Origin of the sequence: Actinoplanes xinjiangensis (assembly GCF_003148685.1) — a bacterium.
GTDB classification, from domain to species: Bacteria; Actinomycetota; Actinomycetes; order Mycobacteriales; family Micromonosporaceae; genus Actinoplanes; species Actinoplanes xinjiangensis.
Genome location: NZ_QGGR01000003.1, coordinates 242650 through 258389 on the forward strand (window position 1 = coordinate 242650; position 15740 = coordinate 258389).

Consider the following 15740-nt stretch of genomic DNA (forward strand, 5'->3'; position numbering starts at 1 on the left):
CGGGGCCGGGACCGGCCTCGTTACGGCACGCGCTGTACGGGCGCCGGCGCGCCCACGGAACCCGGCGCACCGACCGCGGCCGGTGAGCCCGTGGGGAGGAGGGCGGCGATCCGGTCGGCGAACGCCGACGGGCGGTGGTCGCGGGCGACGGCGGCTCGGGCCAGCACGCTCTGCGCCGCGTACCGGCGGGGGTCGTCACGGAACCGGCGGACCAGGGCCGGCGCCTCCTCCGGGGTACACGGCACGGCGGCCTCACCGAACGCGCCGGCGAGACGCTCCGGAACGAACACGACACAGCCGGTGGCGGCCGCCTCCAGGGCCGGCCGGGAGATCAGCTCGGCGCAGTGTTCCGGCGGGAAGTGCAGGTAGAAGTCGAGCTGGGCGATGAAGGTCCGCGGGTCCAGGTCGGACGGCTCGTAGACGAGCCAGTGCGCGGGCAGGCCGGCCGGGCGCCGGGGCGTCTCGGGCAGGCGCAGGCGCACGTCGGCGTCGGTGCAGCGGCGGGGTACGTCGAGAGCGGCGGCCAGGTCACCGGGCCATTCCCCGGCATCGCACAGGTCGACGCCGACGACCGCCTGGCCGCGGGGGCCGGGCAGGGGCCGGGCGACGTCCAGTGGCTCGGCGACCATCGGCAGGTCGAAGTCGGTCGGCTCGGCGTCGGTCAGGGATTCCCGGACGGCGGCATCCTGCGGGCACCACAGCGGTACGCGCCCGAAGAGCCGCTCGGCCGCGGAGCCGGCCGCGACCACGGTGTAACGCCGGTCGCTGCCGTCCCGGCGGGCCGGGGCCCGGTCCGCGACGATCAGCACCCGTCCCGCCCGTAGTGCACACCCGTCCTCAGGAGCGAACTGAAGCACCTCGGGCTGGCGCACCAGCACCACGCCCGCGGTGACGTCGTCGGTCTCGAGCACCTGCTCCAGCCGTCCGGAATTGATCAGCCGCTGGACACCGTCGCTGAGCGACCGCCGCTGCCGGTGGACCGAGCGCAGCGATTCCAGGTGCAGGATCGCCACCGAGCGGCCGGCTTCCCGCAGAGCCCGGATCTCGGCCAGTGCCGACCGCTGCACACCGGTGAGGAACCGCCAGTCGGCGGCGACCACCACGTCGTAGTGCCGGGAGGAGGAGAGGCCGCTCAGGTGGGCGGGCACCACGAACGGGCGCTCCGCCCGGTCCCGGTGCAGCGGCCGGGTGGTGGTGTGCCAGCACCGGTACGCCGACATGTACGCGGTCCGCGCCGGATGCATCCAGTAGGCACGGATCTCCGACCGCGACAGTGACCCCTCGGAGAGCCTGATCAGGGCCAGTGGTTTCGCGACCCGGCGTACCGCATCGTTGCCGAAGGCGGTCTGGATCCGCTCCAGGAACTCGGAGTCGGCCGCCTTGCGCACCGGGTCGAACCAGCCGATCCGCCGGATCACCGCCTCCCGCCGGAACAGCAGCGACGACACGTTGACCCGGCCGCGCCGGATGCCCGGGCGGGTCATCACCAGCTGGTCGGTGACGCTGATGCCCTCGGAGGTGGTAGCGACCACGGCCGGGTCGGTGAGCATCGGCCGGACCTGGAACTCGACGCGGCGCGGGTGGGACCAGTCGTCGGAGTCCTGGAAGGTGACGAAGTCGCCGCGGGCGGCCTCCAGCCCGGCGTTGCGGGCGGCGTAGGTGCCGCCGTTGGCGGGCAGGCGGATCAGCCGGACCCGCGGGTCGAGGTCTTCGGCGGCGGCCAGGATCGCGTCGTGCTCGGGCGGCGACGCGTCGTCCACCACGATGATCTCCAGGTCCGGCCAGGACTGGGCGGCGATCGACCGGACCGCGGTGAGCAGCCCCTCCCCCGGGCGGTACGCGGTGACGACCACCGTGACCCGCTCGCCGGCCGTCTCGGCGGGGTGCCCGGCCGAACCGGCGAGCCGGTCGAACGGGACCTTCTCCGGGGCGGCCGCCAGGATCGGCCCCGGCGCGGGGAACAGCGCCCCGAACCGGGCCAGCCAGGTCTCCTCCTCGACGAACCCGCCGGCGTGCGGATTGGCCAGGTCGATCTCCAGCGACTCGCGGGCCGCCGCCGGGATCCGCCGGTACGCGCCGAGCAGCTGCCGCGCGTTCGCCGGTCCCTGCCAGGCGTAGACCAGCTGGACGTGCAGGGCCTGGTGGGCCGGCGGCAGGGCGCGGGCGCCGCGGGCGGTACGGATCAGCGCGTACAGGGCGAGGGCGTCGTCCCGGTCACCGGGCAACTCGTCCTGGAGGGCGATGGTCTGCGCCAGCCCGGCCAGCAGCACCGGGTCGACCGGGCGGCGGATCCGGCGGGTGTCGCCCCGGCGGGCCGCCTCCAGCACCTCGTCCAGACCGATCCCGGCGGCCCGGGCCAGCACCCTGCGGGCGGCCACCGAGCGGTTGCGCATCGCCGTGTTCGGCAGCGACACCTCCGCCCCGGCACCGGCGAGGGCGACGTGATCGTCCAGCAACGCGGCCGGCTGCGCCTCAGCCATCGACTCTCCGTCCGTACCCGGTCATGTCCTTTCGGATCAACGCGGGTGGGACGGTGGAGTGACGCTAGACGGCGGCCAGGACGGCGGCCTCGACCCGCTTCCGTTCCTCCGCCGACGCCCAGGTTCCCACCAGGTAAAACGCGTCTACCACGTCGCTGCCGAGAGTGGAGATGCGGGCCGCGCGGATCTCCGCGCCGGCTTCGTCGAGGGCGTGCGTCACGCGGTAGAGCAGGCCGGCCGAGTCGGCGGCGCGCAGCTCCAGCACCACCGCGTCGGTGGCCACGTCACGCTGCCACACCACCCGGGGTGAGGCGGTCCCGCCGCGCCCGCTCATCGCGCGGGCCCGGACCCGCTGGGTCACCGAGACGTCGCCGGCACCGACGCGGCGCAGATCGGCGGCGAGAGCGACCGGATCGTACGGCGACCCGTACCGCGGCGAGGTGGAGAACTCGACGATGGCCCGCCCGTCCACGGTGATCGTGTCGGCGGCGACCACGTCGAGCCGGTGCATGGCCAGGCAGGCGGCCACCCCGGCGAGCAGGCCGCGGCGGTCGGCGGCGGCCACCGCCACCCGGTCGCCGTCCAGGTGCACCACCGGCAGCGTGCCGTCGAGGAGTTCCGGGTCGGGTTCGGGCGGTTCCGGCAGGGCGCCGGTGTCGAGCGCGGTGTCCACCTTGTCGACCAGCTCGTTCATCAGCCGCCCCTTCCAGTCCGACCAGGCGGCCGGGCCGGTGGCCAGCGAGTCGGCGCGGGCCAGCGCGTGCAGCAGGTGCAGCGTCTGGGTGTCGCCGACCTTCTCGGCCACGGTGGAGATGGTCTTCGGGTCGCTCAGGTCACGGCGGGTCGCCACGTCCGGCAGCAGCAGGTGCAGCAGGACCATCTTCTCGACGGTGGCGACGTCGGCGGGGCCCAGGCCGATCCGGGTGGCGATGTCGGCGGCGATCGGGGCGCCGGCGATGCTGTGGTCGCCGGGCAGGCCCTTGCCGACGTCGTGCAGGAAGGCGCCGATCAGCAGCAGGTCGGGGCGGTCCACCTCGCGGGCGAAGGCGGTGGCCTCGTAGGCGGCCTGCACCAGGTGCCGGTCGAGGGTGTACCGGTGGATCGGGTGGTGCTGCGGGAGGCTGCGCATCCGGGCCCACTCGGGCAGCCACGCGTCGATCAGGCCGTACCGGTCGCAGGTCTCCCAGGTGGGCAGCAGACCGGGACCGGAACCGAGGAGCGAGACCAGCGCGGCGCGGGCCGCCGGGGACCAGGGGGCCGGCAGCGGCGGGCAGAACGCGGCGAGCCACTCGCAGGTGGCACGGGCGATCGGCAGCTGGGTGATGGCGGCGGCGGCGGCCACCCGCAACGAGAGACTGGGGTCCGGCACCGGGCCGATCGCGGTGCGGGCCAGCACCAGTTCGCCGTCCTGTTCGACGACGTCGCGGGCGACCGGGCGGCGGCTCGGCGGGGCGGACGGGCCACCGCGACGCCGTCCGCTGCGGAGGCGGTCGATGGCACGCCAGGCGTCGTCGACGGCATGGGCGACGGTACGGGCGTCGCCCGCCACCCGGCGCAACAGGTTGTCCGGCTCGTCGATGTCGAGCAGATCGGCGACCGCCTTGCGCTCCTGTGCGACGAGCCGGTCCACGCGGCGGCCGACGGCCAGGTGCAGCGCGTCACGGGTGTCGAGCAGGCGCAGGGTGGCGGCGCGGACCGCGGGTCGCAGGGTGTCGGCGATCCCGGCGCGGCCGATGCCGCGCAGCAGGGTCACGTCACGGAGCCCGCCGGACGCCTCCTTGAGGTCGCCCTCCAGCAGGAAGGCGAGTTCCCCGTGCTGGGTCCACCGGCTGGTGGTGAGTTCCCGTAGCTGGGGCATCATCCGGACCGCGGTGCGGCGCCACTGGTCGGAGACGGCCGCGATCAGCTCCGCGGAGAGCCCGGCGTCGCCGGCCAGGTGCCGGGCGTCGAGGAGACCGAGGGCGACCTTCACGTCGTCGTGGGCGACGGACAGAGCTTCCGGGAGGGTACGCACGGAGTGGTCCAGCCCGAGGCGGGCGTCCCAGATCGGATACCAGAGAGCGGAGGCGATCCGGTCGATCCCGGCGGTGCCGTTGTGCACCAGCACCAGGTCGAGGTCGCTGAAGGGGGCGCAGTCGCGCCGGCCGAGCCCACCGACCGCGATCAGGCTGACGCCGGGCAGGTGGGACGGGAAGAGCTGCTTGAGCCAGAGCTCCAGCGCCGCCGCCCGCTCGTCACGGGCGGCAACGCCGATGTGGTGCTTGAGTTCGTCGAGCGAGCCACCGGCGGCCGGACGTGCCGGAGGTGCCGGCGGCTCGCTCAACGGATTCGTCATGGGATCAGAGGGCGTCGAGGCCGCGCTCGCCGGTACGGACCCGGACGACCTCGTCGATCGAGGTCACCCAGACCTTCCCGTCACCGATCTTGCCGGTCCGCGAGGCGCCGACGATGGCGTCGACGATCTTCTCGACGTCGATCTCGTCGGTCAGCACCTCGACCTTGATCTTCGGCAGGAACTCGACCGTGTACTCGGCACCCCGGTACACCTCGGTGTGGCCCTTCTGCCGGCCGTAGCCCTGTACCTCGCTCACGGTGAGCCCGGCGACGCCCAGGGCGTGCAGAGCCTCCTTCACCGCGTCGAGCTGGTACGGCTTGATGACCGCGGTCACCAGCTTCATGCTCAGTCCTTCCATTGCAGCCATCGGGGGAATCTAGCTGGGAACCTTCTGGCTGACGGAAGCCTTGCCGTCAGCGTCCACGGTTTCCTTGGTGCCGATACCGGCCAGGGCGAACGCGCCGCCCCCGCCGGCCCCGGAGGCCGGGGTGAAGTCGTAGCCGGTCTCGCCGTGCGCCGAGATGTCGATGCCACCGACCTCGGCCTCGTCGCTGACCCGGCCGAGCTTGATCAGCTTGAGAATGTAGGCCAGGGCCGCCGCGACGATGAAGGAGTAGACCGTGACGAGGGCGCTTCCCTCGAACTGGCGCAGGAGCTGGGTGGCCCCGCCGCCGTAGAAGAGACCGTTGCTGGCGTTGAGGATCTTCTCGTCGGTGATGCCGGCGTTGACCGAGTCGGTGGCGAAGAAGCCGATCGCCAGGGAGCCGATCCAGCCGCCGACGAAGTGGACGCCGACCACGTCGAGCGAGTCGTCGTAGCCCAGCTTGTACTTCAGGCCGACGGCCAGGGCGCAGAGCACACCGGCGACGAGGCCGATGATGATCGCTGGGACCGGCTCGACGAAACCACAGGCCGGGGTGATGGCGACCAGGCCGGCGACCGCGCCGGAGGACGCGCCGACCAGGGTCGGCTTGCGGTCCCGGATCCACTCGACGGCGACCCAGCCGACGAGCGCGGCGCCGGTGGCGACCTGGGTGTTGATGAAGGCGATGACGGTGGTGCCGTCGACGGTCAGCTCGGAGCCGGCGTTGAAGCCGAACCAGCCGAACCACAGCAGGCCGGCGCCGAGGGCGACGAACGGCACGTTGTGCGGCCGCATGTTGTCCTTCGGCCAGCCGATCCGCTTACCGAGGACCAGCACCAGCGCCAGGGCCGCGGCACCGGCGTTGATGTGGACCGCGGTACCACCGGCGAAGTCGAGCGCCCGGATCGTGGTGCCGATGAAGCCGCCACCCCAGACCATGTGCGCGACCGGGATGTAGACGATGGTGAACCAGCCCACGGCGAAGAGGACCCAGCCGCCGAACTTGAGGCGGTCCGAGACCGCGCCGCTGATCAGGGCGACGGTGATGATCGCGAACATCATCTGGAAGACGAGGAAGGCGTACGTCGGGATGCCGGTGTTGGCACCGAAGAACAGCCACTCCTCGGTGATCTTGGCCGCGTCGGCGCCCAGGTAGTCGAAGTTGCCGATGATGTTCTGCAGGCCGGTGCTCTCGTTGACCCCGAAGGCGAGACTGAAGCCGTACAGAATCCACAGAACGCTGATGAGCCCCAGACACGAGAAGCTCATCATCATCATGTTCAGAACGCCCTTGGACCGGTTGAGGCCACCGTAGAACAGCGCCAGACCCGGGGTCATGAGCAAAACGAGCGCAGACGACAGGAGCAACCAAGCGGTATTGCCGGTGTTGATCTCCACGCTGCCTCCTCTCGGAATAAGGTGTCCTCGCACACCGGACCTGGGGCAACGCCGCCTGTCGGCCGGTTCGGCGCGAAGCTTTCCGGCCTGCTGTTTCGAGCACGGTCTTCGCGCGATTTCCGAGACGTCACGCGTTGTTTCCGACGTGTGAAGAAAACCTCACAGTCCGCAAGGAGACCGGCTCTGAGCTGCCACGATATAGCCGGTTTCGCCCCGATCGCAGCGCTTTACCGCTAGGTCAGCGCAGTGCGTACTCGAGGGTGTGGCGCTCGTAGTCGAGCAGCCGCAGATCGCGCATCGGACGGCGCAGATGGCCCTTGTGCACGATCCGGACGAACGCCGGGTCGCCGGCCGCCGCCATCCGCCGGATGCCCTCGACGTGGTCGACGATCCGCTTACGGATGGTCCGCACCAGCCGGTGCCGGTCCCGCGGGATCAGACCGTACGCGTCGGCGAACAGCCGGAGGCGACGAGGCCGGTTCGGCCGCTTCCAGCCGAGGGTGTAGGAGTCCCGGTCGCTGAACAAAGGCACCCAGGTCCAGGCCGCATAAGCCACGTCGTAGAGCCGTGAGCCGGGCGACGCCAGATCGAAATCAATCAGTGCGAGGGTGCCGTCCGGACGCCAGACCACGTTGTGCGGGGCGGCGTCGTGGTGGCAGATCACCTCGGTGTCCGGCGGGGGCGGCCCGAAGGAGCGCCAGACCGCGCCGGGCGGGGGGACGAAACCGTACTGCGCGTCGTGGAACATCCGCAGCATGGTGCCGACGGTGACCAGCGCCTCCTCGGTCACCCAGTGCGGGGCCAGCGGATACTCCCCGCACTCGCCATCCAGATAGGAGAGGACCTCCCGGCCCTTCTCGTCCATGCCGAGAGCGTGCGGCGAGCCGGTGAAGCCGACCCGCTCCAGGTGCAGCAGAAGAGCGTGCACGGACGGTGTCCACGGCCCCGCGTTGCGCCGGACCGTGTCGCCGATCCGGGAGACCGTGGAGACGTTGCCACCGTGCAGCGGAATCTCGCGCAGCGGCTCCTGCGTCACTCACGGCCTCCCAGGCAAAGACGACACCCATCCAACCGCCCCACCCACGCCCGTAAGACAGTAAGGAAAGGGCCTGCTCCTGCCGGAAGCCTACGCGTCCGAGCCAACGAGGGCCTCGACGAAGGCGGCCGGCTCGAACGGGGCCAGATCGTCCGGGCCCTCGCCGAGACCGACGAGTTTGACCGGGATCCCCAGTTTGCGCTGCACGGCGATGACGATGCCGCCCTTGGCCGTGCCGTCCAGCTTGGTCAACACCACACCCGTGACATCCACCACCTCGGTGAACACCCGGGCCTGTTCCAGACCGTTCTGCCCGGTCGTCGCGTCGAGCACGAGCAGGGTCTCGTCGACCGGGCCGTGCTTCTCCACCACCCGCTTGACCTTGCCCAGCTCGTCCATCAGGCCGACCTTGTTCTGGAGGCGGCCGGCAGTGTCGATGAGCACCGTGTCCACGCCCGTGTCGATACCCCGTTTCACCGCGTCGAAGGCCACGCTGGCCGGGTCGCCGCCCTCCGGGCCGCGGACGGTCTCGGCGCCGACCCGCTCACCCCAGGTCTGGATCTGGTCGGCCGCGGCGGCCCGGAACGTGTCGGCGGCGCCGAAGAGCACGCTGCCGCCGTCACCGATCAGCACCCGGCCGATCTTGCCGCAGGTGGTGGTCTTGCCGGCCCCGTTGACGCCGACGACCAGGACCACGGCCGGCCGGCCGTCGTGCGGTGCGGTCCGCAGGCTGCGGTCCATGCCCGGCTCCAGGGCCGAGACCAGCTCCTCGATCAGCTGCTCGCGGACCCCCGCCACCGTCCGGGTGCCGAGGATCCGGACCCGCTCGCGCAGCCGCTCGACGATCACCTGGGTCGCCTCGATCCCGACGTCCGCGGTGATCAGGCTCTCCTCGATCTCCTCCCAGTCCTCCTCCTCCAGGTGGTCCCGGGAGAGGACGGTGAGCAGGCCACGGCCGAGCGCGCTCTGGGAACGGGCCAGGCGGGCCCGCAGCCGGACCAGACGGCCGGCGGACGGCTCCGGCTTCTCGAGAGCGGGCGGCTCCTCGACGACGGGAGCGGGCGGCTCCTCGACGACGACCTCCGCGGGCCGCTCGATCAGGGGAGGGAGCTCCTCCTCGACCGGGACCGTCGGCGGGCGCTCCAGGGTGGTGGTCGAGCCCTTGGCGGGCGGCGGCGGAAGATCGCGACGGCGCATCTTCGGCACCACCAGTCCGACCGCGCCCACGACCAGGACGACGAGCAGAATCACTGCGGCGACCACGTATTCCATGCCCGAATCCTGACAGATGACCCGTGCGGCCGTGGCGGAGGCCGTGCACTGGCGATTCCGGCCCGGATTGACGGAGGATGGGACGCTCTTTGTAACGGCGTGGAGGGATCCCCAATGCGGCACTACCCCGGCGCCATCCGGTGACCGCTCAACTACTCATCGGACCGGTGCTGCGCAGGGTCGACGGCGACCGCGCGACCCTGTGGCTGGAGACCAGCGAGCCGGCGCAGGCTCGGGTCGAGGTGGACGGCGCGGGCGCCGGATCCGCACCGACTTTCTCGGCGTACGGCCACCACTACGCGATGGTCACGGTCGACGGCCTCGCACCCGACTCGGCGAACCCGTACCGGTTGTTTCTCGACGACCGGCAGGTCTGGCCCGAGGAGGACTCCGAGTATCCGGCCCCGGTGATCCGCACCCGGGCCGCCGACGACGCCGGCCAGCCGGTCAGCCTCATCTTCGGCTCCTGCCGGAAGGGCACCCCGCAGGTGAGCGGGCGCTGGCTGCCGCCGGACGCGCTGGACGCGTTCTCCCGGCGGCTGATGACCGATCCGGAGACCCGGCCCGACCTGCTGGTGCTGCTGGGCGACCAGGTGTATGCCGACGAGACCTCCCCCAAGGTGCGCCGGTTCCTGCGCAGTCGCCGGCGCAACGGTCACCAGGGCCCGACCGACCAGGTCGTCGCCTTCGAGGAGTACACGAAGCTCTACCTGGAGTCGTGGCGGGACCCGGAGGTGCGCTGGCTCTTCTCCACCGTGCCGAGCGTGATGATCTTCGACGATCACGAGCTGATCGACGACTGGAACACGTCCGCCTCCTGGCGCACCGACATGGCCGCCCAGTCGTGGTGGCGGGAGCGGATCTCCGGCGGCCTGGCCTCTTACTGGATCTACCAGCATCTGGGCAACCTGAGCCCGGACGAGCTGGCCGCCGACCCGCTATTCCGGAAGGTGGCGGAGGCCGAGGACGCCACCGACCTGCTGCGCGAGTTCGGGCTGCGGGTGGACGAGCCGGAGTCCGCGGAGAACACCGATGTGCCGTACCAGTGGAGTTTCGCCCTCGACGTGGGCCGGACCCGGCTGGTCGTGCTGGACAACCGCTGCAACCGGGTGCTGACCCCGGGCGCGCGGGCGATGCTGCCGGCCGCCGAGTGGAACTGGTTCGTCGACCGGGCCCACGGCGACTACGACCACCTGGTGGTCGGTTCGTCGCTGCCGTGGCTGATGCCGCCCGCCATCCACTACCTGGAGGCGTGGAACGAGCGGATCGCCGAGTCGTCGCATCCCCGGGCGGCGGCCTTCGGCGAGAAGGTGCGACGGACCTTCGACCTGGAGCACTGGGCCGCGTTCGGCAAGTCCTTCGCGGCCCTCGGCGAGCTGTTCCGGCGGCTCGGCGAGGGTGGTCCGGAGGCGCCCGGCCATCGGGTGGGCGCGGGTGGGGCGTACCGTGCGCCGGCCTCGATCAGCGTGCTTTCGGGTGACGTTCATCACTCGTATGTGGCGCGGGCCGACCTCGGTCACGCCATGACGACCCCGGTCTACCAGCTGACCTGCTCACCGATCCACAACGAGGTGCCGCTGCCGCTACGGCCGCTGATGCGGGTGGCCTGGTGGCCGGGGGTGGTCCACTCGGTGCGCGCGCTGGCCCGGACGGTGTCGGTGCGCAAGCCGGCGCTGCGCTGGAAGAAGCTGGCCGGGCCGTACTTCGGCAACGCGGTCGCCACCCTGCGGCTGGACGGCGCGGTCGCCACCGCCCGCATCGAGGGCACCACCAAGGACGGCGCCCTGCACGACGTCGCCTCGGTCGACTACCACGCCTGACGAGACCGGCCCCGGCGTGATCGCCGGGGCCGGTTCGTCAGTCGCCGAGGTGGGGCGGGCCGGCACGGTGGGATCAGGCCGGCAGATCGAGAGCCTTGCGCAGATACGGTACGTGTTCCGGCCCCGTCCACCGGTATCCGGAGAGCCCGGCCGACCGCGCGCCACGGATCACCCGATCGTCGTCGTCGACGAAGAGGACGTGCTTGGGCAGCACCCTGAGCTGGAGGCAGGCCTGCTGGAAGAACTCCGGGGCGGGCTTGTGCACCTTCAGCTCCCAGGAGCTGAGCACCATGTCGACCTCGTCGGTGAGCCCGAGCGCGTCCAGATCGGGGCGCAGGCGGTCGGTGGCGTTGGTGGCGATCGCGACCTTGCGGCCGCCGGCCCGCACCTCGCGGACGAAGGCGAGCACCTCGGGGTCGACCTCGCCGCGGTAGGACTGCCACTCGGCCACCGCGGCGGCGGCCTGCCCGGCGTCCAGGGGCAGCCGGTCGGCGACCAGCCTCATCCACTCGGCGTCGGTGATCTCGCCGGCCATGGCGGGCCGGTAGATGTCCCACGACATCGCCGTCTCCAGCAGCGCGGCGGGTTTGAGGCCGTATCCGACCTCGACGGCGATCATCGGGGCCGGGTCCCAGCGGCGCAGCACGCCGTCCAGGTCGATCATCAGGGCCTGGGCGCGGTCGCGCATGTGGTTCCTCTACTCCTCCGGATCGGGGACGAGGCGCTGGCTGATCACCTGGGTGACGCCGGCGCGCATCGTGACGCCGTACAGGGCGTCCGCGACCTCCATCGTCCGTTTCTGGTGCGTGATGATGAGCAGCTGGCTCTTCTCGCGCAGCTGTCGGAAGAGGGTAATCAACCGGCCCAGGTTCACGTCGTCGAGGGCCGCCTCCACCTCGTCCATGATGTAGAACGGCGACGGCCGGGCCCGGAAGATGGCACACAGCATGGCCACCGCGGTCAGCGAGCGCTCGCCACCGGAGAGCAGCGACAGCCGTTTGATCTTCTTGCCCGGCGGGCGGGCCTCCACCTCGACGCCGGTGGTGAGCATGTCCTCCGGGTCGGTCAGCACCAGCCGGCCCTCACCGCCGGGGAAGAGCACCTGGAAGACGGTCTGGAACTCCCGCGCGGTGTCCTCGAACGCCGACGTGAAGACCTCCAGGATCCGTTCGTCGACGTCCTTGACCACGGTGAGCAGGTCCTTGCGGGTGGCCTTGAGGTCCTCGAGCTGGTCGGAGAGGAATTTGTACCGCTCCTCCAGGGCCGCGAACTCCTCCAAGGCGAGCGGGTTGACCTTGCCGAGCAGGGTGAGGTCACGCTCCGCCTTGTTGGCCCGCTTCTCCTGGGTGGGCCGGTGGAACGGGGCGGGCTCAGGTTCCGGCCTGCCGTCCTTCTCGGCCAGCGCCACCTCCGCCTGGGTCGGCGGTACCAGCTGGTCCGGGCCGTACTCGCTGATCAGCGTCTCGACGTCGAGCGAGAAGTCCTCGGCGGCCTTCGCCTCCAGCTGCTCGATCCGCATCCGCTGCTCGGCGCGGGCCATCTCGTCGCGGTGCACCTCGCTGGTGAGCCGCTCCAGCTCCGACAGGAGGCGCTTGGCGTGGGCCCGTACCTCCTGGAGCTCGGCCTCCCGGCTGGTCCGCTCGCTGGCGATCCGGTCGCGGCGCTCGGCCGCGGCGGCCAGCGAGACGGCGACGTGTTCCAGGGCCGCGGCAGCGCCGTGCGCGACGGCGCGGGCGATCTCGGCGCCGCGGGCCCGGGCCGCCCGCCTCGCGGCGGCCCGTTCCCGGGCCTGCCGTTCCTGGGCGGCCTGGCGCAACAACGAGTCGGCGCGGCCGGCGATCGACGAGACACGTTCCTCAGCGGTACGGACCGCCAGCCGTACCTCCATCTCGTTCTGCCGGGACTGGGGCACGAGCGCGGCGAGCCGGTCGCGTTCCTCGGTGGACGGCTCCTCGTCGAGCGGGGTGTCCTCGGCCAGGCGCAGCCGTTCCTCCAGCTCGGCGACCCGCATCAGGTCGGCTTCGCGGGCCGCCTCGGCCTTCTGCCGGGAGGCGCCGAGCCGCTCGCTCTCCGCCTTGGCGGACCGGGCGGCGGCACCCAGCTCGGCCAGTCGGCGGGCGGCCGCGTTGCGCTCGCCCTCGGCGGCCCGCTTGGCCTGGGCGGCGACGGCGACCGCCTGCTTGAGTTCGGCGACCTCGGCCCGGGCGGCGCCGAGCTGCTCCTTGACCTCGGTGATGGTCTGTTCGGCGACGGCCCGTCTCGCCTTGGCCTCGTCGACCGCGGCCTGGACCTCGATGTAGCTGGTCGCCTTCGCCGAGCCACCGGCCGCCGCGTAGGTGCCGAGCAGGTCGCCCTCGGGGGTGACCGCGCGCAGCTCGCTGTTGGTGGCGATCAGGGCGGCGGCCGCGGCCAGGTCCGGGACGATCACCACGTCACGCAGCGCCCGGTGGACGGCGGGCCGGATCTGCTCCGGGCAGTCGACCACCTCGGGCGCCCAGACGGCGCCCTCCGGCAGGTTCGGCCGCAGGCTGGCGAGCGACCCCTGCATGCCGGGCCCGGCGGATCCGGCGACCACCAGGTCGGCCCGGCCGGCGTCAGCGATCTTGAGGGTACGCATCGCCTCGATCGCCTCGTCCACACCGGACAGGGCGACCGCGTCGGCCAGCCCGCCCAGGGCGGCGGCGAGTGCGACCTCGTGACCGGGGCGCACGCTCAGCAGCGACGCGAGGCTGCCGAGCAGGCCGGGCACCTGACCGGCGCGGGCCAGCAGCGCCCCGGCGCCGTCCTTGCGCTTGAGGCCCATGGCGAGGGCTTCCTCGCGGGCCTTCCAGCTGGCCGCGTCCTTCTCGGCGGCCCGCTCGGTGTCGTTGAGTTCGCGGACCACGGCCGCGGCCCGGTCGTGGGCGGCCACCGCCTCGTCGTGCCGCGCGTCGAGGTCGGCGTTGTCCCGGTCGGCCTCGGTGGACTCGGCCGAGACCAGGTCGACCTCGGCCTGCGCGGCCTCGGCCCGCATCAGCGCGTCCTCGTGGGCGATCGCCAGGCGCTCGATCTCCTCGGCGGCGCTGGTGGTGCGGGCGCGGGCCGCGTTCACGTTGCCGGTGAGCTTGGCCAGACCCTCGCGGCGGTCGGCGATCGCCTTGGCGGCGGCCCGCAGCTCCCCCTCGGCGGCGGCCAGCTGGCGTTCCTGTTCCTGCCGGTGCTCGACCGCCTCGGCCAGCCGCATCTGGTCCTCGGTGAGGGCCTCGCGCAGCTCCTCCTCCTGCTCCCGGACCCGTTCGGCCTCGGCCTCGAGCATCTCCGGGTCGCGGCCGGGACGTTCGTCGTCGGGGGTGGCGGCCAGGTGCCGCAGCCGTTCGGTGGCCAGTTGCTCGGTCGACCGGAACCGTTCCTGGAGGGTGGACAGCCGGTACCAGGCGTCCTGTGCGGCCTGCAGTAACGGCGCGTCCTCGGCGTGCGCGAACTCCAGGTCGGCCAGCATCTGCTGGACCTCGCGGTTCTCCTCCTCGACCTGGCCGCGGCGCTCCCGCATCGCCGACTCGTCGGCGATCTCCTTGTCCAGGGTGCTGCGCAGGGTGTGCAGGTCGTCGGCGAGCAGCCGCAGGCGGGCGTCGCGCAGGTCGGACTGGATGCCGGCGGCGCGGCGGGCCACCTCGGCCTGCCGGCCGAGCGGCTTCAGCTGCCGCCTCAGCTCGGTGGTCAGGTCCCCCAGGCGATTCAGGTTGACCTGCATGGCGTCCAGCTTGCGGATCGCCTTTTCCTTGCGTTTGCGATGCTTGAGTACGCCCGCCGCCTCCTCGATGAAGGAACGGCGGTCCTCGGGCTTGGCGTGCAGCATGGCGTCGAGCCGGCCCTGCCCGACGATGATGTGCATCTCCCGGCCGATGCCGGAGTCGCTGAGCAGCTCCTGGATGTCGAGCAACCGGCAGGAGTTGCCGTTGATCTCGTACTCGCTGGCGCCGTCCCGGAACATCCGGCGGGTGATCGACACCTCGGTGTAGTCGATCGGCAGGGCACCGTCGTTGTTGTCGATCGTGAGCGTCACCTCGGCGCGGCCCAGGGGCGCGCGGCCGGCCGTACCGGCGAAGATGACGTCCTCCATCTTGCCGCCGCGTAGCGCCTTGGCGCCCTGCTCGCCGAGAACCCAGGCGATGGCGTCGACGACGTTGGACTTGCCGGAGCCGTTCGGCCCCACCACGCAGGTGATGCCGGGCTCCAGCCGCAACGTGGTGGCGGAGGCGAAGGACTTGAAGCCCTTGACCGTCAGGCTCTTGAGGTGCACGGATCTCCGGAGGGTCGTCTGCGTTCGTCTGCTGGGTGGCAGGCTACCCGCCGATCACCGCCGAGACGGGAATCACGTGGCGAGAAAAAAGCTGCGCGCCGCCACGGAAGTGGAGGCGCGCTTTTTCTCTGGTGCATCTATGGTGCGAGGGGATGTGACGCCGGATGGCTACCCCGCAGTACCGCCCGGCATCGGGTGGGGGCCTCAGGTCAGAGCGGGCTCGGTGAGCCGTGCGAAATCGTCCGCTTCCACGGCCGCCGCCGCTAGACGATCATTCTCCGCCTGGAGACGGGTGACCTCGAACTCGAGGGCCTGAACCCTGGAGCGCAGTCGGGTGACCTCGTCGAGGAGGCGCCGGTCGGGCGCCGCACCTACGTGGCCAAAGAGGGCCTTCGCCATCGTGACTCCTTGTGACGCGCTGCGTCGATTTTGGGTGGTGCGCTGTCTTTTATCGCTGCCGGAAGAGCCGGCCAGCGTGGCGCCCTTTCACGCACCCGAGCGGTTCGGTGCGCAGTGAACCTCATGCGAACCGACACACCACATGCTCACGGGCACGCGTGAGCGCAGAAACCCGCCAATGAAACTGCGGGGCTCTTTATGGTGCAAGACCTCAGACCACGGTTGAACCGAGGCATGAGTGGGCGCGACTGGCGACAACTCCATAGTCCGCTGATACCCATCCGCCGTCAAGCCGAGGGGGTGCCGGTTGCGCGCGCGAGTCAAGTGAATCACGCCACCAAGGCACCTCAGGGGTAT

General features: G+C 71.7%; 10 protein-coding genes. 1 reads left to right on the top strand and 9 read right to left on the bottom strand.

What is annotated here, in order from left to right:
* Positions 1-20: 20 nt before the first annotated feature.
* The 6 genes from BC793_RS08045 to ftsY all read right to left on the bottom strand — a co-directional run bounded on the left by BC793_RS08045 (position 21) and on the right by ftsY (position 8885).
* Positions 21-2480 carry a glycosyltransferase family A protein gene (locus tag BC793_RS08045; RefSeq protein ID WP_109590840.1) on the bottom strand — a complete coding sequence of 820 codons (2460 nt, stop codon included), beginning with the start codon at positions 2478-2480 and terminating at the stop codon, positions 21-23.
* A 64-nt stretch (positions 2481-2544) separates the two neighbouring features.
* Entirely contained in the window at positions 2545-4815 is a 2271-nt protein-coding gene (locus BC793_RS08050; protein WP_109590842.1) for a [protein-PII] uridylyltransferase, read from the bottom strand.
* A gap of 4 nt (positions 4816-4819) precedes the next feature.
* Positions 4820-5158 (bottom strand): P-II family nitrogen regulator, encoded by a 339-nt coding sequence (locus BC793_RS08055; RefSeq protein ID WP_170167218.1) that lies wholly within the window; start codon positions 5156-5158, stop codon positions 4820-4822.
* A gap of 33 nt (positions 5159-5191) precedes the next feature.
* Positions 5192-6517, bottom strand: a complete 1326-nt coding sequence (locus BC793_RS08060; protein ID WP_373871186.1) for an ammonium transporter — start codon at positions 6515-6517, stop codon at positions 5192-5194.
* A 298-nt stretch (positions 6518-6815) separates the two neighbouring features.
* Entirely contained in the window at positions 6816-7613 is a 798-nt protein-coding gene (locus tag BC793_RS08065) for a phosphotransferase (protein WP_109590846.1), read from the bottom strand.
* A 90-nt stretch (positions 7614-7703) separates the two neighbouring features.
* Positions 7704-8885: a signal recognition particle-docking protein FtsY gene (gene ftsY / locus BC793_RS08070; protein WP_109590848.1), complete on the bottom strand. Its 1182-nt coding sequence runs from the start codon at positions 8883-8885 to the stop codon at positions 7704-7706.
* 140 nt (positions 8886-9025) lie between these two features.
* Between ftsY and BC793_RS08075 the strand changes: the two genes are divergently transcribed.
* On the top strand, positions 9026-10705 hold the full coding sequence (locus BC793_RS08075) for an alkaline phosphatase D family protein (protein ID WP_109590850.1): 1680 nt from the start codon (positions 9026-9028) through the stop codon (positions 10703-10705).
* Positions 10706-10778: 73 nt separating this feature from the next.
* Here BC793_RS08075 and BC793_RS08080 read toward each other — a convergent pair whose 3' ends face one another.
* From BC793_RS08080 to BC793_RS08090, 3 genes are all read right to left on the bottom strand, one after another.
* Positions 10779-11393 (bottom strand): HAD family hydrolase, encoded by a 615-nt coding sequence (locus tag BC793_RS08080; protein ID WP_109590852.1) that lies wholly within the window; start codon positions 11391-11393, stop codon positions 10779-10781.
* A 9-nt stretch (positions 11394-11402) separates the two neighbouring features.
* Positions 11403-14984 (bottom strand): chromosome segregation protein SMC, encoded by a 3582-nt coding sequence (gene smc / locus BC793_RS08085; protein ID WP_109590854.1) that lies wholly within the window; start codon positions 14982-14984, stop codon positions 11403-11405.
* Positions 14985-15188: 204 nt separating this feature from the next.
* Complete coding sequence (locus tag BC793_RS08090) at positions 15189-15383, bottom strand: hypothetical protein (protein ID WP_109590856.1); 195 nt, start codon at positions 15381-15383, stop codon at positions 15189-15191.
* Between the last annotated feature and the right edge of the window lie 357 nt (positions 15384-15740).